The organism is Brachybacterium netajii (SeqCode), assembly GCF_054114245.1.
Window position 1 is genome coordinate 129337 of sequence record NZ_JBSYXB010000004.1, and the last position, 19627, is coordinate 148963.

The following is a 19627-nucleotide window of genomic DNA, read 5'->3' on the forward strand; positions in this document are numbered from 1 at the left end:
GCTACTCGCCCTCGCCCTGCGCGCCGTCGGTCCCGCCGTCGGCACCTCCCGCGTCGGAGGGATCGGCCGCGGCCCCGCCCGCATCGGAGGCCGTGGACTCGTCGCCTCCGGCGTCGGACGCGGAGGAGCCGGTGGAGGTCTCCACCGGGATCGAGCGCGCGGCGGTCGCCTCGAGGCGCTCGACGATCGCGTCGGCGCCCTCGCGGCTCGAGGCTGAGATGGTCGCCTCGACCTGCTGGCGGGTCACCTCGGGCAGCTGGTCCATGCCGATGCTCGTGACCTCGACGGGCGTGGACAGCGAGATCGGCCCCAGATCCTGCGAGAGGCCCTGGTAGACCACGACGCTCGTGCCGTCGGTCCCCACGAAGTACTGGCGCTGCGACCAGGCGTATCCCGCCCACAGCACGCCGCCGAGCAGCACCACCAGCAGGCCCACGGCGACGAGCGCCGGCCACGGGCTGCGACGCGGCGGCTCCTCCTCGGAGAAGTCCTCGTCGCGGTACGGGGGCTCGTGGTCGTCGCGGGTCAGGGCGGCGGCCTTCGCCGCGGGACCCGACGCCGACGTCGGCTGATGGCGGTTGCGCGCCGCCGAGCCCACGATCTGCGGCGTCGTCGACGGCGCCTCCTCGCGCCGCGGCAGCCGGTCGAGGTCGACGACGTCGGCGATGATGCAGGTGATGTTGTCGGGACCGCCGCCCTTCAGGGCGAGCTGGATGAGGGCCTCCGCGCACTCGCCGGGATCCTCGATCCCGCGCAGGGTCGCATCGATCGTGTCGAGGGAGACCAGGCCCGAGAGGCCGTCGGAGCACAGCATCCAGCGGTCGCCCGCATGCGCCGGCCGCAGCGACAGGTCGAGCTCGGGCTCCGCGTCGACGTCGCCGAGCACGCGCATCAGCACGGAGCGCTGCGGATGCCGCTCGGCCTCCTCCTCGGTCAGACGGCCCTCGTCGAGCAGCCGCTGGACGAAGGTGTGATCCTTCGTGATCTGCGTGGTCTCCCCGTCGCGCAGCAGGTAGGCGCGGGAGTCGCCGATATGGGCGAGGGCGAACTTCCCCTCCGCCCGCAGCAGCGCGGTGATGGTCGTGCCCAGGCCAGACAGCTGGGGCTCGTCCCGGGCGCGGCGCAGGATCTCCTGGTTCGCCTGCAGGACGGACTCCTCCAGCGTCGCGACGATGTCCGCGGCGGGGGTGTCCTGGTCCAGGCGCGCCAGATGGCCGATCGCGACCGAGGAGGCGACGTCGCCCCCGGCATGGCCGCCCATGCCGTCGGCGACGACCAGCAGGTGGCTGCCGGCATAGCCGGAGTCCTGATTGTTCGAGCGGACGAGTCCGACGTCGGAGCGGGCGGCGTACCGCAGGGCGTAGCTCATCGCGGTCCTCGTCTCAGTTCGATCTCGGTGCGACCGATGCGCACCTGGGCGCCCGGCCGGAACGGCACGGCACCCTCGATGCGACGTCCGGACACGAGGGTGCCGTTGGTCGAGCCCAGATCCTCCACCATCCATTCGTCCTCGCGCCGGAAGACGCGCGCATGGCGGTTCGATGCGTAGTCGTCATCGAGCACCAGGGTGCATTCGGGCGCGCGGCCGATGAGGATCGGCGTCGAGCCCAGGGTCAGCGAGGTGCCGCGCAGCGGACCCGCGGTCACCACCAGGGAGGTCGCGGTCGGCGGGGGCGCCGGCCGCCCGGCCGGTGCGCCCTGCGGCGCCCCGGGCGGGGGAGGGCTCGCCGGCGCCCGCTGCTCGCGGCGCGGATCCTTGCTCGACCGCGTCACGACGGTCGTGCCGAACAGGTCGCTGCGCAGGACGAGCACGACGGCGATCACGAACACCCACAGCGCCAGGACGAAGCCCAGACGCAGGGCGACGATCGTCAGTTCGCTCATCGGGCGCTCACCAGGTGGCCGGATCGGCGGCGGGCAGCACCACGGTCAGGCGCGTCCGGCCGATCTTCACCAGCGAGCGATCCTGCAGCACCACGGGCGTGCGGATCCGCTCCCCGTCCACGAAGGTGCCGTTGGTCGAGCCGAGGTCCGTGGCGACGAGGGTGCCGTCGGCCTCGGCCCGCAGCTCCAGGTGGTGCCGGGACACGCCCGTGTCCTCGAGGATGATGTCGGCGTCGCCGCCGCGGCCGATCACGGTGACGGGGCCGGTCAGCAGGTACTGCTGCCCGTCGATCTCGACGATCGGATGGCCCGCCGTGCCCGAGCGGCCGGGGCCCGTCGCGGGCGCCACGCTGCCGCGCTCCGTGCGCGACTCCGTCTCGAAGCGGCCGGGCTTGACCTCGTCGTCGCAGGCGAGATCCACGCTCACCGCGCCCACGAACATGTAGCGCTGCTTCTCGGCATGCTCCATGAGCACGCGCTGGAGCTCGTCCACGAGCGTGTCCTGCCACGACGCGAAGCGGTCGTAGTCCTGCGAGTGCAGGTAGACGGTGTAGACGTTCGGGGCGAGCGTGCGCACGCGATCCAGCACCTGGATCTGGTCGTCGCACTCCCGCTTCAGGCCCTGCGCGAGGTCGAGCGGCTTCAGCTGGCCGCGACCCGGCGAGAACATGCTCGTCACTCCGCGGTCGAGCCCGCGCTCGATCCGGTCCAAGATCCCCACGGTGATCCCTCGCTGTCCTGCCGTCCTCCGCCCCGGTCGGCGACGGGGCTGTTCGCCCTCCCGATCGTAGCGCGCGAGCAGGTCACGGGGAGGCGACGGTTCGAGGGAGGAGGGCGTGAGATTCGTGCAGGGGTCGTGAAGGCGGTGCTCAGCCCGGTCTCGGGAATGCGCTGTGATGCGCTGCGATGCGTCGGGAATGCGCCGGTGGGAACGCGCCGGGAACGCGCATCGCGCCCGCTCCCGGACGGATCCGGGGGCGGGCGCGATGACGATGAGGCGGCGGCGCGGCGGCGCGGTGCCGGCCGTCGGGCGGTCGCGGACTCAGGCGTGGACTCAGGCGTGGACGAGCACGCGGCGGCCCTTGATGAACCAGGTGCGGGACCACAGCATGTCCGAGGCGGCGACCGAGATGCGGCAGCAGCCGTGCGAGGCCGGGTAGGACGGGATCGAGTTCGATCCGTGGATGGCCCATCCGCGGTCGTAGTAGCCGGGGCGGTAGAGGTTGCCCAGCGGGCCGGACTGCCAGCCGCTCGAGTACAGGCTGTACATCGAGAAGTCGCCCTTCGGGGTCGTCGCCGTCTTCCAGCGGCCGCCCGAGTAGTACCGCTGGCCGCTGCCGGTGGACGTGTTCAGGATGTACGACAGCTTCCCCTGGCTGGTCGCGATGATGACCTGCAGGGACAGGTCGACCTCGAAGGCCGTCCCGCTGGTGATCTGGCGCGCGGGCTTCTTGCCCGCGGACAGGGCCGCCCGCGTCTTCGGGCCGACGACCGCATCGCGGTAGAGGCCCGCCGACTTCTGCAGCGCCCACACGGCCTGCTGGGTGAGGTGGCCGAAGACGCCGTCGGCCGTGCCGCACCAGTACTTGTGCGCCCACAGGTCCTGCTGGAGCTTCTTGACCGCGGATCCGCGGTCGCCCTTGCGCAGCGTGGTGGCGGCCTCGGCGGCCGGTGCGCCGAGCGCGAGCCCCGCGCCGAGGGTCCCCACGCCCAGCAGCAGGAGCGAGCGCCGGGATGCCACCGGCTCGGACGCGGCGATCGGATCCGTCGGCGCGGCGGTGGGTCTGGACAGGTACCTGGTCATGGCGGTCTCCCCCGGGATGGTGTGTCGCCGTGCCGATCGGCGGCGGCGGGTCCGTGCGGGCGGGCGTCCGGGGTCGGAGGCCCGCGCCGACGCGGTCAAGATCATCATGCACAGCCCTCATCTAGGTCAACAAGAGGTAAAAACTAGCTGGTCGTGCGCTTTCTGTACCGTAGTCCGGAATCACTGCAGGTCGGCCCGGATCTGGACGTTCCGGACGGATTCGTATGTTCCCGGACGGAAACCTGCTGCATCGGCGTGTCGCGGGCGCGGGGACGGCAGCCGGAGCACCATCGCGCGCTCATCGGATGCCCGCCGGAGGGCGCGGACGGCGCTGTGGGATCCTGGCGCGGTGACCACCGCAGCGCAGATCGACCCCGGGCTCCTCCCCGACCTCCCCTTCGAGCATGTCGTCGGCGTGACCGACGCGCGCGGGACGCTCGGCGTCCACGGCGACGGCGCCCGCGTCCTCCCGCTCGCGAGCGTGTCCAAGCCGATCGCCGCGCTCGGCGTCCTCGTCGCCGTCGAGCGCGGACTCGTCGACCTCGATGAGTCCGTCGCCCCGCGCGGCCCCGAGGGCGCGACCGTGCGCCACCTGCTCGCGCACACCGCGGGCTACGGCTTCGACGGCCCCGAGGTGCTCGCCGAGCCCGGCGCCCGCCGCAACTACTCCAACACCGGCTTCGAGGTGCTCGGCGAGCACGTCGCCGCCGCCGTCGGCGCTGACCTCCCGGACTGGATCGAGCAGACCGTCGTCGGCCCCCTGGGCCTCGTCGACATCGAGGTCGACGGCTCGCCCGCGGCCGGCTACCGCGCCAGCATCCGCGACCTGCTCGCCGTCGGCCGCGAGCTGCTCGCCCCGACCCTGATCTCCGAGGACCTCCATCGCGAGGCCACGAGCGTGCAGTTCCCCGGCCTCCCGGGGATCCTCCCCGGGTACGGCCGTCAGCGGCCCAACGACTGGGGGCTCGGGCTCGAGATCCGCGACGGCAAGTCCCCGCACTGGACCGGCTCGCACAGCAGCCCCCGCACGGTCGGGCACTTCGGCCAGTCCGGCTCCTTCCTCTGGGTCGACCCCGACGCCGGCCTCGCCGGCGCCTTCCTCGGCACCGAGCCCTTCGGTCCCGCGCACGTCGCCGCCTGGCCCGGGCTGACCGACGCGCTTCTGCGGGCGTACGGCGCGAGCGGGGCGGACGGCGTCGGCGGGGCGGACGGCGTCGGCGGGGCGGACAGCGCTGACGGTGCGGGCGGTCCCCGCGGATGAGAGGGACCGGCGCCGGAGCCCTCGATCTGCTCGACGGCTTCGGCGTCGACGCCGCCGCGATCGTCCTCGGCCCCGAGGGCGAACGGGCCCGCCGCGGCGACGTCGACCGCATCCGACCCTGGCGCTCGGTGACCAAGACGCTCACCGGCCTCGCCTGCGCCCTCGCCCTCCAGACCGGCGCGGTCGCGCTCGACGACCCGGCCGGTCCGCCCGGCTCCACGCTGCGCCACCTGCTGTGCCACGCCTCCGGGCTCTTCTACGAGTCCGACCGCGTGCTGCAGGCGCCCGGCCTGCGCCGCCACTACTCGAACCGCGGGATCGAGGAGGCCGCCCGCCACGTCGAGCACGCCCTGGGGCGACCGTTCGACGACTGGGTCCGCGAGCGCGTCCTGGATCCGCTGGGGATGACGCGGACGCTCTGGGAGGGCTCGGCGGCCGTCGACGCGCACGGGCCCGTCGGCGACCTCGCCCTGTTCGCCGCCGAGATCCTGCGCCCCACGCTGCTCGACGAGCGCTGGCACGCGGAGATGACGCGGCCCCAGCTGCCCGAGCTCGTCGGCATCATGCCCGGCTTCGGCAAGCAGTCGCCCAACCCCTTCGGCCTCGGCCTCGAGATCCGCGGGGACAAGAGCCCGCACTGGACGGGGACGCGCAACTCCCCGGCGACCGTCGGGCACTTCGGCATGCGCGGGAACGCCTTCTGGGTCGACCCCGTCGCGGACCTCGCTCTCGTCGTCGGCACGGATCTCGACTTCTGCGACGCGCATCGCGAGATCATGCCGCGCCTGGCCGACGCGGTCCTGGAGGACTGGGGCTGACGGGCTGACGGGCCGACGGGCCGACGGGCCGACGGGCCGACGGGACGAGCCGCTGAGCGGCGGGGGAGTGCAGGCGGGTGGCTCCGGTCACCTCGTCATGGCGACCGGGCGGCGGACTCTGCGACGCTGAGGGGCGACCGGCCCCCGCCGGCCCCACCACGACCCCTGGAGCCCCCTCATGAGCACCGCGCCCGCCGACGAGACCCTGCTTCCCGCCGACGCGACGTCGACCGACGCAGCCCCTCCCGCCGAGGCGCCTGCCGCCGGGGCATCGACCTCCGATGCCGGGCTCTCCCGCATCGGGCGCGCCTTCGCGATCGCCGCCGTCCTCGAGGCCATCACCTGGGCCGGACTGCTGATCGGCATGCTCCTGAAGTACGGGACCGGCACGACCGAGCTCGGCGTGGTCATCTTCGGGCGGCTCCACGGCGGCATGTTCCTGATCTACGTCGCCGTCTCGCTCCTGACCGCCTGGAAGCAGCGCTGGAGCTGGTGGGTCGCGCTCCTCGCGCTCGCCGCCGCCGTCCCGCCGCTCGTGACCGTCCCGCTCGAGATGTGGCTGCGCCGCAGCGGCCGCCTCGGGGTGCGCTCCGCGCGCTGACGCCGGGCCGTCGGCCGGTGCTCGTCGGCCGACGGGCGTGCGTCGGCCGGCGCCGGTCCTCCGACGGGCGCGACTGCCCGTCGGGCGCGGCCGCCTCAGACGTTGTGGACGAGGGGGCCCGCGGGCTCGCGCACGCCCCGGATCGCCTCGAGCATCCGCACGAAGCGCACCGTCTCGGCGACGTCGTGCACCCGCAGGATCCGCGCCCCCTGCGCGATCGCCCAGGCGGCGGCCGCGAGGGACCCCTCGAGGCGCTCCTCCTTCGGCAGACCCAGGGTCTCGCCGACGACGTCCTTGCGCGAGAGCGCCGCGAGGACCGGATACCCCAGATCCGTGGCCTCCCGCCAGCCCCGCAGGAGCTCCAGCGTCTGCACCGTCGACTTGTTCAGGTCCGGACCCGGGTCGACGATGATCTGCGAGCGCCGGACCCCCGCGCCGAGGGCGCGCGCGACACGGTCCTCGAGCACCTGCCGCACCTCCGCGACGACGTCGTCGTACTGCGGGCTCGGGTACTCCCGGCGCGGCTCCGCGAGCGAATGGGTCAGGACGAGGGCCGCACCCGTGCGCGCCGCCGTCGACGCCAGCCGGGGGTCGCTCAGCGCCGTCGTGTCGTTGATGATGTCGGCGCCGGCCGCGATCGCCGCCTCCGCGACCTCCGCATGGAAGGTGTCCACGCTGAGCAGCGCCGTCGGCGCCTCCTCCCGCAGCCGCCCGACGACCGGGACCACCCGGTCGATCTCCTCCGCGACCGGCAGCGGCTCGCCGGGCGCGAACTTCACGCCGCCGATGTCGATGATGTCCGCGCCGGCCTCCGCCGCCGCGACGCCCGCCGCGACCGCCGCCTCCAGCGAGAAGGTGCGCCCCTCGTCGAAGAACGAGTCCAGCGTGCGGTTCACGATCGCCATGACGGCGGTGCGCTCGCGCAGGTCGGGGAGCGGGCGGGGGTGCAGCGGGGCGGCGTTCATCATCACTCCAGCAGGGGCCGATACGGTGGATGAGGCAGGACGGGATCGAGAGGGACCGAACCGGACCGGGCGGAACGCGCCCGGGACGCGGCGGCGGAGCCGTCGGCGGGACGTGCGGGAACCGCTCGACATCGTCTGTGCCGCACCTGTTCCACGACCGTTCACGTCGTCGTCGGAAGCGTCCGCGAGGGTCGCCGACCTGCACTACGTTGGGTGCGGACACGTCGTTCCACGACCCGGCATACATGGTCACATATGTGCCGCAACAGCATTTCTTTTGGAGGACTCTCGATGAAGATCGTCGTCGCCGGCGGAGACGGATTCTGCGGCTGGCCCACTGCCCTGTACCTCTCGCAGAAGGGGCACGAGGTCACCATCATCGACAACCTGGTGCGTCGCGAGATCGACGTGGAGCTGGGGTCGAACTCGATGACCCCGATCGTCTCCCTCGAGGACAGGGTCGCCGCGTGGAAGGAGGTCACCGGGAAGGACATCTCCGTCGTCATCGGCGACCTCACGGACTACGAGGACGTGTCCGGGATCTTCCGCGATCTCCAGCCCGAGGCGTTCGTGCACTTCGCCGAGCACCGCAGCGCGCCGTACTCGATGATCGACCGCGAGCATGCGATCGAGAACCACCGCAACAACGTCGAGGGCACCCTCAACGTCCTGTGGGCGATCAAGGACTTCGCGCCCGACTGCCATCTCGTCAAGCTCGGCACCATGGGCGAGTACGGCCAGCCGAACATCGAGATCGAGGAGGGCTGGATCGAGATCGAGCACAAGGGCCGCAAGGACCGCCTGCCGTTCCCGAAGACCCCCGGCTCCTTCTACCACCTCACCAAGGTGCACGACAGCGACAACATCATGTTCGCCTGCCGCACCTGGGGCATCCGCGCCACGGACCTCAACCAGGGCGTCGTCTACGGCCTCGAGACCGACGAGACCCGTCTGGACCCGCGCCTCGTCAACCGCTTCGACTACGACGCGGTCTTCGGCACGGCCCTGAACCGGTTCATCATCCAGTCCGCCATCGGCCACGACCTCACGGTCTACGGCAACGGCTCGCAGACCCGCGGGTACCTGAACATCCAGGACACCGTGCGCTGCATCGAGATCGCCTGCGAGAACCCGGCCGACCGCGGCGAGTTCCGCGTGTTCAACCAGTTCACCGAGGAGTTCTCGGTCCAGCAGCTGGCCGAGCTCGTCGCCGAGGCCGCCGCGAAGATCGACCTCGACGTCACGATCGACCACATCGAGAACCCGCGCGTGGAGAAGTACGACCACTACTACAGCGCGGTCAACTCGGGCCTGCTCGGCCTCGGCCTCGAGCCGCACCTGCTGACCACCGACGTGATCGCCGAGATCCTCACGGTCGCACGGGCCAACGCCGACCGCGTCGAGCGCGACCTCGTCCTGCCCACCGTCACCTGGAAGTGATCCCGGGCCCGTGAAGATCACGATCGTCACGGAGACCTTCCTGCCCTCCGTCGACGGCGTGGTGACGCGCCTGCGCCACGCCGTCGAGCGGTTCCAGGACCTCGGCCACGAGGTCATGGTCATCGCCCCCGAGCTCGGCGTCACCGAGCACCACGGGGCGAGGGTGGTGGGCATCCGGCCGGTGACGCTGCCGTTCTACAAGCATCGGCGCTTCACCCTGCCCCACCCCACCGTCGACGGCATCATCCGGGGCTTCCACCCCGACGTCGTCCACGCCGCCCAGCCGCTGCTGCTGGCCTCCTCCGGGGCCTACGCCGCCCACCGGCAGCGGATCCCGCTGGTCGCCAGCTACCACACCCACATCCCCCGCTACCTCGACCTCTACCGGGCGTGGAAGTGGGGCAAGCCCGCCGTGTGGTGGCAGATCCGGCGCAACCACGCCCTGGCCGACATCAACCTCGCCACCTCGCAGACCATGCGCGACGAGCTCGAGGCCCAGGGCATCGAGAACCTCCACGTGCTGCGCCGCGGCGTCGACACCGTCGCCTTCCATCCGCGCTTCGCCTCCGCGGCGATGCGGGAGCGCCTCACCCAGGGGCACCCCGAGAAGACGCTGCTGGTGTTCGTCGGCCGCCTCGCCGCCGAGAAGGAGATCCAGCGGCTGCGCCCCATGATGAGCCGCCGCGACGACATCGCCCTCGCGATCGTCGGCGACGGGCCCTACCGGCACGAGCTGGAGACGCTGTTCGCCGGCACCTCCACGCTCTTCCCCGGGTTCATGGAGGGCGAGGAGCTCGCGAGCGCCTTCGCGAGCGCCGACGGCTTCATCTTCCCCTCCGTCACCGAGACCCTCGGCCTCGTGATCACCGAGGGCATGGCCTCCGGCCTCCCCGTCGTCGCCGCCCGCTCCGGCCCCACCTGCGAGCAGATCACCGACGGCGTCGACGGCCTGCTCTACGACTCCGGGAGCGAGGGATCGCTCGACGCGGCGCTCTCGCGCCTCGGGGATCCCGCAGTGCGCGAGGGCATCCGCGGGGCCGCCCGCGCCGAGGCCGAGAAGTACTCGTGGGAGGCCGCCTCCGACGACCTGCTGCGGTACTACGAGAGGGCGATCGCGAAGCACGAGGGCTGACGGGGCGGGCGGGACCGCTCCGTCGGCCCTCGGTCGCGCCGAGCGCATCGGCGCTGCGGATCCGCCCTTCCGCTCAGCCCCTCCCGCTCGATCCCGCCGACCAGGCCGGTCGACCCCGGCTGTCAGCTGCCAGGAGGTTCCCCCGTGACCGAATCCGCCGCGGCCCCCGCAGCGCCCCCTGTCGACGCTCCCACCGCGGGCGAGCTCCGCGCCGAGCTCGACGCGCTCATCGACAGAGTGGGCACCCCGCTCGTGATCGCCCACCGCGGGACCACGCTCGGCAGCTTCCCCGACAACACCGTGCGGGCTGCGGTCGCGGCGCTGCGCAGCGGCACCGACATCGTCGAGGTGGACGTGATCCGCTCGACCGACGGCGAGTACTACCTCTTCCACGACGGCTACGAGGACAAGCACTTCGCCGGCGCCGAGGATCTGCGCACCCTCCCCTCCGCCGCCATCGACGAGCTCAGCTTCCGCTGGCAGGGGGAGCGGGGCACGGTCCGTCCCACCCGGCTGCTGGACCTGCTGGAGGCGCTGCCCGACGCATGGCTGAACGTGGACCGCTCCTGGTTCTACTGGCCGGAGCTGCTGGACGTGCTCGCCGAGGCGGGCGCCGCCCGTCGGGTGCTGCTGAAGTCCCCGCCGGAGCCCGAGCTCCTGGCCGCGCTGGCCGCGCATCCCACCCCGTTCCTCTACTACCCGATCATCACGACCCCCGAGCAGTTCGCGGAGGTCCGCGCGATCCCCGGGCTGAACCTCATCGGGGCCGAGGTGCTCGCGGCCACCCCCGAGGACCCGTACGCGGACCCCGCCGCGATCGCCGCGATCGCCGCGGAGTTCCCGCTGGTGCAGGTCAATGCCCTGAACCTCGAGAACGGAGCGCGGCTGTACCTCGGCCACGACGACGAGACGGCGCTGCTCGAGGGGCCCGAGGCGGGGTGGGGCCCGCTGGTGCGCAGCGGGGCGACCGCGATCCAGACCGACTGGCCGCACCTGCTGCGCGAGCACCTCGAGGGCCGAGACCTGCGGACGGGACGGCGGGCGCCCGGTCTGTGACGTGCGCGGCGGCGCCTCCCCTCAGCCGTCGACGCGGATCCCCAGGTGCCCCGCCAGCAACGGGGCCAGCTCCATCAGCTGCGCGGCGTCCACCGTGGCGCCGCGCAGCGCACCCGGATCGCTGATCGAGGACATCCGCAGACCCCGCAGGTCGGCGTCCGCCAGGCGCGCGCCGTCGATGCTCAGCGCCCCCGTGCGGGAGCCCCGGAAGGCGACCCGCGTCGCGTTCGCCCCGCCCAGGTCCAGCTCCTCGAGCACGCAGTCCTCGAACAGCACGTCCTCCAGCTGCGACGAACGCAGGTTCAGCCAGTCGATCTTGCATCCAGCGAAGCGCACCGAGCGCAGCTCCGCGTCATAGAGGTCCAGCGCGCCGCAGCGCGTGCCCGTGATCTCGACATCGCGCAAGGACGAGCGCGCGAGGTCCAGCACCGGGGCATCCATCCGCTCGATCCGCGTCTCCACCAGCCGCGCCGAGCGCAGCACCGTGCGCTCCGCGCGCACCCCCTCCAGCGAGCACTCGGCCAGCGCGAGGCCCGTGAGGTCCCGCTCCGACATGTCCCCGGTGATGCGGGCCAGGTCGATCGAGGCTTGGGCATCCAGGGCGGCGGCGTCGAGGTCGTCGAGGGGCGGCAGGACCAGGGGAGCCAGCACGGGGGCGCGGGTCGCGGCGGGGCGGCGGGGCATGAGGGGTCCTCGGATCTGTCGGCGGGCGGCCGAGGGGCGTCGTCGGCTCTCCGCCGGATCCTCGCAGACCGGCCTGACCGGTGGGCCCGGATGGACGCTCCGGCAGGATTCGAACCTGCGACGCACTCCTTATGAGGGAGCTGCTCTGCCGGGCTGAGCTACGGAGCGTCCGTACATCCTGACCGGTGCCGCGGGGCGCTGGCCAGCATCTCGTCACGGTCCGACATCGGGGGTCATGCGGGGCGGTGCGGGGAGGCTGTGGGGATGCTGCGGGGGAGGCTGTGGGGAGTGCTCCTCCCCAGCGGGCAGTCGTCCACATCCGGGAGCGGGCGGGTGCGGGCGGGATCGGGCGGTGCCACCGTGGACGCCATGGACGAGCGACGACGACAGGCGACGGACGACGGGGAGCACGGCACCGCACCCCGGTCGACCGCTCTGCGCGCCCTGATCGAGGAGCTCACCCCGGCGCTGCGGGCGGCGACCGGGCCAGTCGGGGAGCGGCAGGAGCATGCCGACCTGCTCATCGCCCTCCAGGACCTGCGCTGCGCTCTCGAGGCCCTCGACATACGCGCCCTGGTCGCCCTCGGCGACGCCACCCGCGAGCAGGAGATGCGGCGTGCCCAGGAGGACGCCGGCCCCGGCGGGAGACCCCCCGCGGAAGAGGCGGTGCATCGAGCCGCCGACGAGATCACCGCCCGCGACGCCTCCCTCATCCAGCGCCGATCCGCCGCCCATGCGTCGAAGGCGCTCGAATCCGCCCGTCGGATCCAGGAGACCCTGCCCGAGATCCATGCGGGGCTCGCCGCCTCGCGGATCTCGCCCACCGCGGTGCAGGCCATCTCCGAGCACACCGCCGTGCTCGACGACGACCAGCGCCGAGAGGTCTCCGCGCTGCTCGCCCAGGACCTGGACGCGCTCGACGCCGCCGGCAACCGCCGCTGGCAGGGCGAGGCGCAGACCGCCGTCGAGAAGGTCGATCCCGAGGGCTCCGCCGAGCGCGCCCGGCGCGCCGCCGAGAAGCGCTGCGTCGGCAGCGTGCGCAAGCCCCACGGGATGGCGATGCTCTACGCGATGCTCCCCGCCTCGCAGGCCGCAGCCATCGTCAAGAGACTCTCCGTCGCCGCCGCGCAGAAGGTCGCCGCGAGCGACGACCGCCAGCGCGCGCACGGGCCCGTGATGGCCGACCTGCTCGCGGCCACCCTCCTCGGCGAGGAGGCCGAGTCGGCCGGGGCCCAGGGGATCCGCGAGGAGGACCGGGTCGCCGCCGGGGGCACGAGCATCGACATCGGCATCGTCATCACCGACCGCGCACTGTTCGCCCCGGACACCGGGGAGGCCGCGCACATCGAGGGCTACGGGGCCGTCCCCGCGAGCGCCGTGCGCGAGCAGGTGCGGGCGGCGCTGCTCGCCCCCGCCCCGGGCCAGGGGGATCCCGCCGGGTCCGACGGGCCGGCGCTGCGCGTGCTCTTCCGGCGGCTCTACACGCACCCGACCACCGGGGAGCTGGTGGCCGCGGACTCCCGCTCGCGCGCCTTCCCGCGCGGCATGGCCCGGTACCTCGGCGCCCGCGACACCTTCTGCCGGGGCCCCTTCTGCGACGCCCGCATCCGCCAGCACGACCACATCGCCCCGCATGCCGGCGGCGGTCCCACCACGCTCGGCAACGGACAGGGCACCTGCGTCCACTGCAACGGCAAGGAGCGGCAGGGGGTGAGGGTGGAGCGCCGGGAGGGACCGGTGCACGCCGTCGCCTGGACGGGGCGCTCGGGCGTCACCCGGGTGAGCGCGCCGCCGGCGATCGGGCCGCCGGTCCCGGACTGAGCCGGGCCGGGCCGGCCTGGGCTGGGCCGGGCGGAGCGGGTTCGAGCCGCGAGGCAAACGATTGCACGTCTCTGATCGCGAGTGATCGCGCTCGAGGCGGGCAAGCGCATGCCCTCGGTGAATGCGACGTTTCATGTCAGGGGTTCCGCGGAAGCGGCCCCATGTCCTACGATGGAACCGTTTGCAGATGAATCACGCCGCCGCGGCCGTGTCAGGGCATCGACGACGTCGTCGCCGTCCACCGTCGCATCCCTCCGGCATCCGCCCGCACGCCCTCCAGGAGAACCCCATGGCCCTTCGCAACGACACCCACTCCGCCGACGTCCGCCGCGAGCGCTCCGGCAGCACGCTGCGCCTCGAGGTCGCCGACTCCGCCCTCCTCGCCCCCTTCGAGGGCACGTCCTCCCCGGCCGGCGACGGCTACGTGCTCGAGGGCCCCACCTCCAGCCGCAACGCCCGCGCCCTGCAGGACGTCTTCCCCGCGCTGCGCCCGCAGTTCGTCGGCGCCCACCGCACCTCCGTCGGCACCGGCGACCGGATCGGCCTGGCCACGGCCGGCCAGGCCGCGGCGTTCGCGCAGGCCGGCGGCGACATCTTCCCCGTGCTCGCCCAGCAGTCCATCCGCGAGATGGACCGCCTCCACCGCAGCGCCGAGTCCGTCATGACCGACTCCGTCTTCGGTCTCGTCGAGGCCGGCTGGGATCGCGGCTTCGGCGCCGACTGCGACCACATCAAGACCACCGAGGGCATCGACCGCGGCCTCGCCGCTGGCTTCACCATGTTCACCCTCGACCCGGGCGACTACGTCCAGGACGTCACCGCCGGCGCCAGCCGCGCCCAGGCCGAGGCCCTGCCCTGGGACGCCCTCGAGGACACCCTCGAGGGGACCCTCACCCGCTACGCCGACACCCGCATCGAGCTCGCCGGCGAGACCATCGCCCCCACCGAGGACGAGATCGTCACCGCCGCCGTGAAGTACGCCGGCGCCGTCGCCGAGACCGCACGGCTCTACCGCCACCTGCACGACAACGCCCAGCACCCGGTGGAGACCGAGATCGCCGTCGACGAGACCGCGTGGCTGACCACCTTCTTCGAGCACTACTACCTCGCCACCGAGCTCAAGCGCCTCGGCCTCGAGTGGTTCTCCTTCGCCCCCCGCTACGTCGACGGCTTCGAGAAGGGCCTCGAGTTCAGCGGCGACGTCGACGAGCTCCGGCACAACCTCGAGGTCCACCACGCCATCGGCGAGACCTTCGGCGGCTACAAGATCTCCCTGCACTCCGGCTCCGACAAGTACTCGATCTACCCGCTCGCCGTCGAGGCCACCGAGGGCCTCGTCCACCTCAAGACCTCCGGCACCAGCTACCTGTGCGCCCTCGAGGTCATCGCCGCCCAGGACCCCGAGCTGTTCGGGACGATCTGGGGGATCTCCCGCGACGCCTACGCCCGCGCGAGCGCCTCCTACCAGGTCTCCGCCCAGGCCGACTCGACCCCGATCGCCCTGGACGGCGTCGACCTCGCCGAGCTCATCGCCCAGGCCGATGCCCGTCAGATCCTCCACGTCGGCTACGGCGACTCCCTCATCGCCTCCCTCGCCGACGGCAGCCCGCTGGTCGACCGCTTCGACGCGGTCCTGCGCGAGAACCACGGCGCCTACGCGGATGTCCTGGTCCCGCACATCTCCCGCCACCTCACCGCCTTCGCTGGCGCGCGGGTCTGAGAGCAGTCCGGACGTCCCGGGGCCGGGGCCGGGGCGATCCCGGGACCGGCGCACGGGACCACCCCTGGCATGAGGACGGGCCGGTCGTCCGAGCAGAGCGCTCGGACGACCGGCCCGTCGTCGTGGGAGCGGCGCTGAGGCCGCTGAGGCGGATCAGGCCGCGGCGGCCGCCTGCGCGGCGGCGGGGAGCGCCTCCGCGATGCGATCGAGGATCGCCTCGTCGTGCGCGGTCGAGACGAACCATGCCTCGAAGGCCGAGGGCGGCAGGCTCACGCCCGCCTCCAGCATCGCGTGGAAGAAGCGACGGAACGCCTCGGTGTCCTGGTCCTTGGCGTCCGTGTAGTCGCGCACCGGGTCCTCGCGGAAGAACACCGAGAACAGGGAGCCCGCGGTCTGGATCGTGTGGGGGACGCCGGCTGTCGTGAGGGCGTCGCCCACCAGCTGCTGCAGGCGCGTGCTCGCGGCGTCGAGCGCGGCGTAGGCGGCGTCGTCCAGGCCTGCGAGGGTCGCCAATCCCGCGGCGGTCGCCAGCGGGTTCCCCGACAGCGTCCCCGCCTGGTAGACGGGGCCGGCCGGGGCCAGCAGACCCATCAGGTCGGAGCGGCCGCCGAAGGCGCCGACCGGGAGGCCGCCGCCGATGACCTTGCCGAAGGTCATGAGGTCCGGGGCCCAGCCCTCGCCGTCGATGCCGTAGTGCCCGGCGCGGCTCGCCCGGAAGCCCGTGAGGACCTCGTCGCTGATCAGCAGGGAGCCCGCGGCGTGCGCCGTCTCCGCGAGGAAGCGGTTGAAGCCGTCGACGGGCGTCACCACGCCCATGTTGCAGGGGGCGGCCTCGGTGATGATCGCGGCGATCTCGGTGCCCCGCTCGGCGAACAGCGCGGTCACCGCGTCGCGATCCCCGTAGGGGAGGACCACCGTGTCGCGGGCGGTCGCGGCCGTGACCCCGGCGGAGCCCGGCATGGCGAAGGTGGCGACCCCGCTGCCGGCCTCGGCGAGCAGCGCGTCCACGTGCCCGTGGTAGCAGCCTGCGAACTTCACGATCACGTCGCGCTCCGTGGCCGCGCGGGCGACGCGCAGGGCGCTCATCGTGGCCTCGGTGCCGGAGTTGACCAGGCGGACCTGCTCGACGGGGGCGATCCGGGAGACGACCTCCTCGGCGAGGGTCACCTCGCCGGGCTGAGGGGCGCCGAAGGAGAGCCCCCGGCCTGCGGCCTCCCGGACGGCCTCGACGACCTGCGGGTTCGCATGCCCGAGGATCATCGGGCCCCAGGACCCCACGAGGTCCACATACTCGCGGCCGTCGGCATCGTGCAGGAGCGCACCGGAGGCCGACACGATGAACGGCGGGGTGCCGCCGACCGAGCCGAAGGCCCGCACCGGGGAGTTCACCCCCGAGGGGATCACGGTCCTGGCGCGGTCGAAGAGGGCGGCGGAGCCGGCGGGAGCGTCGGGGGAGGGAGCGGTCATGCGGATCTCCTGGGGCGAGGACAGTCGGGGTGTCAGGGGTGTCAGGGGTGTCAGGGGTGTCAGGGGTGGCAGGGCGGCGGAGCGGCGTGGCTGTGGTGCGGCGGGCGCGGTCAGAGGAACTCGCGCAGGTGCGGGGGGAGGCCGTCGGCGAACCAGCCGGCGACCTCGCTCGCATGGTAGGTGAGCACGGTCGAGGCGCCTGCGCGACGGAACGCCAGCAGGGACTCGAGGATCGTGCGGTCGCGGTCGATCCAGCCGTTCGCGGCGGCCGCCTCGATCATGGCGTACTCGCCGGAGACCTGGTAGGCGCCGACGGGGACGGGGGAGATGTCGGCGATCTGCCGGAGGATGTCGAGATAGGGCAGGCCGGGCTTGACCATGACGAGGTCCGCGCCCTCGGCGACGTCGAGCTCGAGCTCGCGCAGCGACTCCTGGACGTTCGCGGGATCCTGCTGGTAGGTGCGGCGGTCGCCCTGCAGGGAGGAGTCGACGGCCTCCCGAAAGGGGCCGTAGAAGGCCGAGGCGTACTTCGCGGTGTACGCGTACAGGGCCACGTCGGAGCGGCCTGCCGTGTCGAGGGCGTCGCGGATCGCGGCGATCTGGCCGTCCATCATCCCCGAGGGGCCCAGCAGGTGCGCGCCCGCCTCGGCCTGGACGAGGGCCATGTCGCGGTAGCGCAGCAGGGTGGCGTCGTTGTCGACGCGGCCGTCGGCGTCGAGGACGCCGCAGTGGCCGTGGTCGGTGAACTCGTCCAGGCACAGGTCCGCCATGAGCACGGTCGCGTCGCCGAGCTCGGAGCGGAGGCGCGCGAGGGCGCGGTTGAGGATCCCCTCCGGGTCGGTGGCGCCGGAGCCGATCGCGTCCTTGGTCTCGGGCACGCCGAAGAGCATCACGCCGCCCACGCCGCGCTCGACCGCCTCGGTCGCGGCGCGGACCAGGGAGTCCATCGTGTGCTGCTCGACGCCGGGCATCGAGGAGACGGGGCGGTTCTCGCTCGCGCCCTCGCGCACGAACATCGGCAGCACGAGATCGGCGGGGCGCAGGGTGTGCTCCCGCACCAGGGCGCGCATCGCGGGGGTGGTGCGCAGGCGGCGGGGCCGGTCGATCGGGCCGGGGACGGTGGGGAGAGTCATCGGAGCTCCTTCGGGAAGGTCGGAGGTGAGGGTGGGCCGGGGTGCGGGCGGGCGAGCACCTCGCGGACCGCCGCGACGAGCGCCACATCGGTCGGTGCCGCGGCCTGCGCCGCGAGGGGGAGGCCCGCCGCGCGGACGGCGCGGGAGGTGGGCTCCCCGATCGTCACGACAGCGGTCGAGGGATGCACCCCCACGGCCGCGGCCTGCCGCGCGATCATCGGGCTCGTGAGCACGAGCGCGGCGTACGCGCCGTTCGCCATGCCCACCGCGACCGCGGGCGGGGGATCCAGGCGGCGGGGCTTGTAGGCGGTGACCTCATGGACCCGGTAGCCTTTGGCCCGCAGCCCCTCCGGCACCGTGCGGGAGGCGGCGGAGGAGGCGGGGAAGAGCACGGTCGCGCCATCGTCGGCCGCAGGCATCTGGTCGACGAGCGCCGCGCCGGAGCCGTCCGCGACGAGGGTGGAGGCGATCCCCAGCTGGGCGAGGGATTGCGCGGTCCCGCCGCCGACGGCGACCACCACCGTGCCTGCCGGCACCGTGACCGCGCCGAGGCACTCGGCGGCGGTGCGGGAGGTGACCACGAGGTGGGTGTACGCGCCCGCGGCGAGACGCTCGCGCGCCGCCGTCAGTTCCTCGCTCGTCGCGGGCGCGAGATGGACCAGCGGCTCATGCACCGCGGCGAGGCCCGCCGCGGCCAGCAGCTGCAGCAGGCTCGCCCCGCGCCCGGCCGGCCGTGCGACGAGCACGGGACGGGCCAGGGCCGGGGACGGGACGGGCACAGCGCCGGGCACGACGGGGGACATCAGGCGCGGGCCTCCGCGAGGATGTCGCCGGCGCCGCGGGAGAGCAGGTCCGCGGCGAGCTCCGCGCCGAGCGCGGCCGGCACCGAGTCCGGGCCCGAGAGCGGGTCCGCGGCGAGGTCCAGCGCCATGCGCGCCTCGCCCTCGACCACGTGGCGGCCGTCGAGCCGGATCGCGAGCGCGCGCAGACGCAGCACGCGCACATTCTCCGACTGCTCACCCTCCGTCGGCTCCTCGAACTCGGCGTAGGCCGCGACGGGAGCGGAGCAGCCGGCCTCGAGGGTGCGCAGCAGCGACCGCTCGGCGGTGACGGCGGCGCGGGTCGCCGGGTCATCGACCGCGGCGAGGCGCTCGTCGAACCAAGGCTGCTCAGCGAGCGCGGCGGTGGTCGCCTCGACCGCGAGGGCGCCCTGGGCGGGGGCCGGCAGCATGACGTCCACCGGCAGGACCTCGCTGATCACGGACTCGAGGCCCACGCGGCGCAGTCCGGAGGCGGCGAGCACGACGGCGTCGAGGTCCGCCTCCGGCCCGAGGGCGCGGTTCAGGCGGGTCTGGACGTTGCCGCGGATCCCCACGACCTCGAGATCGGGCCGGTTGCGCAGCAGCTGCGCGCCCCGGCGCGGCGAGCCGGTGCCCACCTTCGCGCCGAGCGGCAGGTCCGCGAGCCCCATCCCGTCGCGGGCGCAGAGGGCATCGCGCGGGTCCTCGCGCACGGGCGTGCAGGCGAGGGCGATCTCCTCCAGCGGCGCGGTGGGCAGGTCCTTCCACGAGTGGACGATCACATCCACCTCACCATCCAGCAGCGCCTGGCGCACGGCGGTGACGAACACGCCGGTCCCGCCGATCCGGGAGAGGGGGCTGGTGAGGTCGCGGTCCCCGTGGGTGGAGACATGCACGAGCTCGACCTCGCGCCCGGTCCCGGCCACGACGGCCTCTCCGACGTGCCCGGACTGGGTGAGCGCGAGATCCGAAGCGCGGGTCCCGATGCGCAGCGGAGAGTCAGGATCGTTCGAGGACACGATGGGAGCGCTCGCGCCGAGC

General features: G+C 73.4%; 18 protein-coding genes and 1 tRNA gene. 8 read left to right on the forward strand and 11 right to left on the reverse strand.

All coding sequences use genetic code 11. The features are described from left to right. Nucleotide 1 precedes the first annotated feature (1 nt). From ACXET9_RS09740 to ACXET9_RS09755, 4 genes are all read right to left on the reverse strand, one after another. Nucleotides 2-1369 (reverse strand): PP2C family protein-serine/threonine phosphatase, encoded by a 1368-nt coding sequence (locus ACXET9_RS09740; protein WP_457886384.1) that lies wholly within the window; start codon nucleotides 1367-1369, stop codon nucleotides 2-4. Continuing rightward, nucleotides 1366-1884 (reverse strand): FHA domain-containing protein FhaB/FipA, encoded by a 519-nt coding sequence (locus ACXET9_RS09745; protein WP_457886385.1) that lies wholly within the window; start codon nucleotides 1882-1884, stop codon nucleotides 1366-1368. The genes ACXET9_RS09740 and ACXET9_RS09745 overlap by 4 nt, the downstream gene beginning before the upstream one ends. Nucleotides 1885-1891: 7 nt before the next feature. Further along, nucleotides 1892-2605: an FhaA domain-containing protein gene (locus tag ACXET9_RS09750; RefSeq protein ID WP_457886386.1), complete on the reverse strand. Its 714-nt coding sequence runs from the start codon at nucleotides 2603-2605 to the stop codon at nucleotides 1892-1894. A gap of 333 nt (nucleotides 2606-2938) precedes the next feature. Beyond that, on the reverse strand, nucleotides 2939-3688 hold the full coding sequence (locus tag ACXET9_RS09755) for a L,D-transpeptidase family protein (protein ID WP_457886387.1): 750 nt from the start codon (nucleotides 3686-3688) through the stop codon (nucleotides 2939-2941). Nucleotides 3689-4037: 349 nt separating this feature from the next. On the opposite strand from ACXET9_RS09755, the gene ACXET9_RS09760 reads away from it, so the two are divergent. The 3 genes from ACXET9_RS09760 (at nucleotide 4038) to ACXET9_RS09770 (ending at nucleotide 6368) form a co-directional block, all read left to right on the forward strand. After that, nucleotides 4038-4949: a serine hydrolase domain-containing protein gene (locus tag ACXET9_RS09760; RefSeq protein WP_457886388.1), complete on the forward strand. Its 912-nt coding sequence runs from the start codon at nucleotides 4038-4040 to the stop codon at nucleotides 4947-4949. Further along, nucleotides 4946-5767 (forward strand): serine hydrolase domain-containing protein, encoded by an 822-nt coding sequence (locus ACXET9_RS09765; RefSeq protein ID WP_457886390.1) that lies wholly within the window; start codon nucleotides 4946-4948, stop codon nucleotides 5765-5767. The genes ACXET9_RS09760 and ACXET9_RS09765 overlap by 4 nt, the downstream gene beginning before the upstream one ends. Nucleotides 5768-5945: 178 nt before the next feature. Further along, nucleotides 5946-6368 carry a DUF3817 domain-containing protein gene (locus ACXET9_RS09770; RefSeq protein WP_457886391.1) on the forward strand — a complete coding sequence of 141 codons (423 nt, stop codon included), beginning with the start codon at nucleotides 5946-5948 and terminating at the stop codon, nucleotides 6366-6368. 95 nt (nucleotides 6369-6463) lie between these two features. On the opposite strand, the gene folP is transcribed toward ACXET9_RS09770, so the two are convergent. Next, a complete protein-coding gene (gene folP, locus ACXET9_RS09775) occupies nucleotides 6464-7333 on the reverse strand; it encodes a dihydropteroate synthase (RefSeq protein WP_457886392.1) in 870 nt (289 codons plus the stop codon). A 291-nt stretch (nucleotides 7334-7624) separates the two neighbouring features. Between folP and ACXET9_RS09780 the strand changes: the two genes are divergently transcribed. The 3 genes from ACXET9_RS09780 (at nucleotide 7625) to ACXET9_RS09790 (ending at nucleotide 10961) form a co-directional block, all read left to right on the forward strand. Further along, nucleotides 7625-8773 carry an NAD-dependent epimerase/dehydratase family protein gene (locus ACXET9_RS09780; RefSeq protein ID WP_457886393.1) on the forward strand — a complete coding sequence of 383 codons (1149 nt, stop codon included), beginning with the start codon at nucleotides 7625-7627 and terminating at the stop codon, nucleotides 8771-8773. Nucleotides 8774-8783: 10 nt separating this feature from the next. Continuing rightward, a complete protein-coding gene (locus ACXET9_RS09785; RefSeq protein ID WP_457886394.1) occupies nucleotides 8784-9905 on the forward strand; it encodes a glycosyltransferase in 1122 nt (373 codons plus the stop codon). A 144-nt stretch (nucleotides 9906-10049) separates the two neighbouring features. After that, complete coding sequence (locus ACXET9_RS09790; protein ID WP_457886395.1) at nucleotides 10050-10961, forward strand: glycerophosphodiester phosphodiesterase family protein; 912 nt, start codon at nucleotides 10050-10052, stop codon at nucleotides 10959-10961. Nucleotides 10962-10982: 21 nt separating this feature from the next. Here ACXET9_RS09790 and ACXET9_RS09795 read toward each other — a convergent pair whose 3' ends face one another. Then, entirely contained in the window at nucleotides 10983-11645 is a 663-nt protein-coding gene (locus ACXET9_RS09795) for a pentapeptide repeat-containing protein (protein WP_457886397.1), read from the reverse strand. 91 nt (nucleotides 11646-11736) lie between these two features. After that, a tRNA-Met gene (locus ACXET9_RS09800) sits at nucleotides 11737-11813 on the reverse strand. 201 nt (nucleotides 11814-12014) lie between these two features. On the opposite strand from ACXET9_RS09800, the gene ACXET9_RS09805 reads away from it, so the two are divergent. Both ACXET9_RS09805 and ACXET9_RS09810 read left to right on the forward strand, forming a co-directional pair. Next, the gene (locus ACXET9_RS09805; protein WP_457886398.1) at nucleotides 12015-13466 is read left to right on the forward strand and encodes a DUF222 domain-containing protein; all 1452 of its coding nucleotides are present in this window, start codon (nucleotides 12015-12017) and stop codon (nucleotides 13464-13466) included. 289 nt (nucleotides 13467-13755) lie between these two features. Further along, nucleotides 13756-15186, forward strand: a complete 1431-nt coding sequence (locus tag ACXET9_RS09810) for a tagaturonate epimerase family protein (RefSeq protein WP_457886399.1) — start codon at nucleotides 13756-13758, stop codon at nucleotides 15184-15186. A gap of 153 nt (nucleotides 15187-15339) precedes the next feature. On the opposite strand, the gene hemL is transcribed toward ACXET9_RS09810, so the two are convergent. The 4 genes from hemL to hemC all read right to left on the reverse strand — a co-directional run bounded on the left by hemL (nucleotide 15340) and on the right by hemC (nucleotide 19605). Next, nucleotides 15340-16653, reverse strand: a complete 1314-nt coding sequence (gene hemL, locus ACXET9_RS09815; RefSeq protein WP_457886400.1) for a glutamate-1-semialdehyde 2,1-aminomutase — start codon at nucleotides 16651-16653, stop codon at nucleotides 15340-15342. Between the two features lie 110 nt (nucleotides 16654-16763). Continuing rightward, complete coding sequence (gene hemB, locus ACXET9_RS09820) at nucleotides 16764-17786, reverse strand: porphobilinogen synthase (protein ID WP_457886401.1); 1023 nt, start codon at nucleotides 17784-17786, stop codon at nucleotides 16764-16766. Further along, nucleotides 17783-18589, reverse strand: a complete 807-nt coding sequence (locus ACXET9_RS09825) for a uroporphyrinogen-III synthase (RefSeq protein ID WP_457886403.1) — start codon at nucleotides 18587-18589, stop codon at nucleotides 17783-17785. Before ACXET9_RS09825 ends, hemB begins: the two co-directional genes overlap by 4 nt. Then, nucleotides 18589-19605: a hydroxymethylbilane synthase gene (hemC, locus tag ACXET9_RS09830; RefSeq protein ID WP_457886404.1), complete on the reverse strand. Its 1017-nt coding sequence runs from the start codon at nucleotides 19603-19605 to the stop codon at nucleotides 18589-18591. Before hemC ends, ACXET9_RS09825 begins: the two co-directional genes overlap by 1 nt. Nucleotides 19606-19627: the final 22 nt, after the last annotated feature.

What these genes read in the sequence shown, in the direction of transcription:
- ACXET9_RS09745 (WP_457886385.1), bottom strand. Translation starts at nt 1,884, where the DNA reads ATGAGCGAACTGACGATCGTCGCCCTGCGTCTGGGCTTCGTCCTGGCG.
- hemL (WP_457886400.1), bottom strand. Translation starts at nt 16,653, where the DNA reads ATGACCGCTCCCTCCCCCGACGCTCCCGCCGGCTCCGCCGCCCTCTTC.
- ACXET9_RS09765 (WP_457886390.1), top strand. Translation starts at nt 4,946, where the DNA reads ATGAGAGGGACCGGCGCCGGAGCCCTCGATCTGCTCGACGGCTTCGGC.
- ACXET9_RS09740 (WP_457886384.1), bottom strand. Translation starts at nt 1,369, where the DNA reads ATGAGCTACGCCCTGCGGTACGCCGCCCGCTCCGACGTCGGACTCGTC.
- ACXET9_RS09770 (WP_457886391.1), top strand. Translation starts at nt 5,946, where the DNA reads ATGAGCACCGCGCCCGCCGACGAGACCCTGCTTCCCGCCGACGCGACG.
- ACXET9_RS09795 (WP_457886397.1), bottom strand. Translation starts at nt 11,645, where the DNA reads ATGCCCCGCCGCCCCGCCGCGACCCGCGCCCCCGTGCTGGCTCCCCTG.
- folP (WP_457886392.1), bottom strand. Translation starts at nt 7,333, where the DNA reads ATGAACGCCGCCCCGCTGCACCCCCGCCCGCTCCCCGACCTGCGCGAG.
- ACXET9_RS09755 (WP_457886387.1), bottom strand. Translation starts at nt 3,688, where the DNA reads ATGACCAGGTACCTGTCCAGACCCACCGCCGCGCCGACGGATCCGATC.
- ACXET9_RS09825 (WP_457886403.1), bottom strand. Translation starts at nt 18,589, where the DNA reads ATGTCCCCCGTCGTGCCCGGCGCTGTGCCCGTCCCGTCCCCGGCCCTG.
- ACXET9_RS09805 (WP_457886398.1), top strand. Translation starts at nt 12,015, where the DNA reads ATGGACGAGCGACGACGACAGGCGACGGACGACGGGGAGCACGGCACC.
- ACXET9_RS09780 (WP_457886393.1), top strand. Translation starts at nt 7,625, where the DNA reads ATGAAGATCGTCGTCGCCGGCGGAGACGGATTCTGCGGCTGGCCCACT.
- ACXET9_RS09810 (WP_457886399.1), top strand. Translation starts at nt 13,756, where the DNA reads ATGGCCCTTCGCAACGACACCCACTCCGCCGACGTCCGCCGCGAGCGC.
- hemB (WP_457886401.1), bottom strand. Translation starts at nt 17,786, where the DNA reads ATGACTCTCCCCACCGTCCCCGGCCCGATCGACCGGCCCCGCCGCCTG.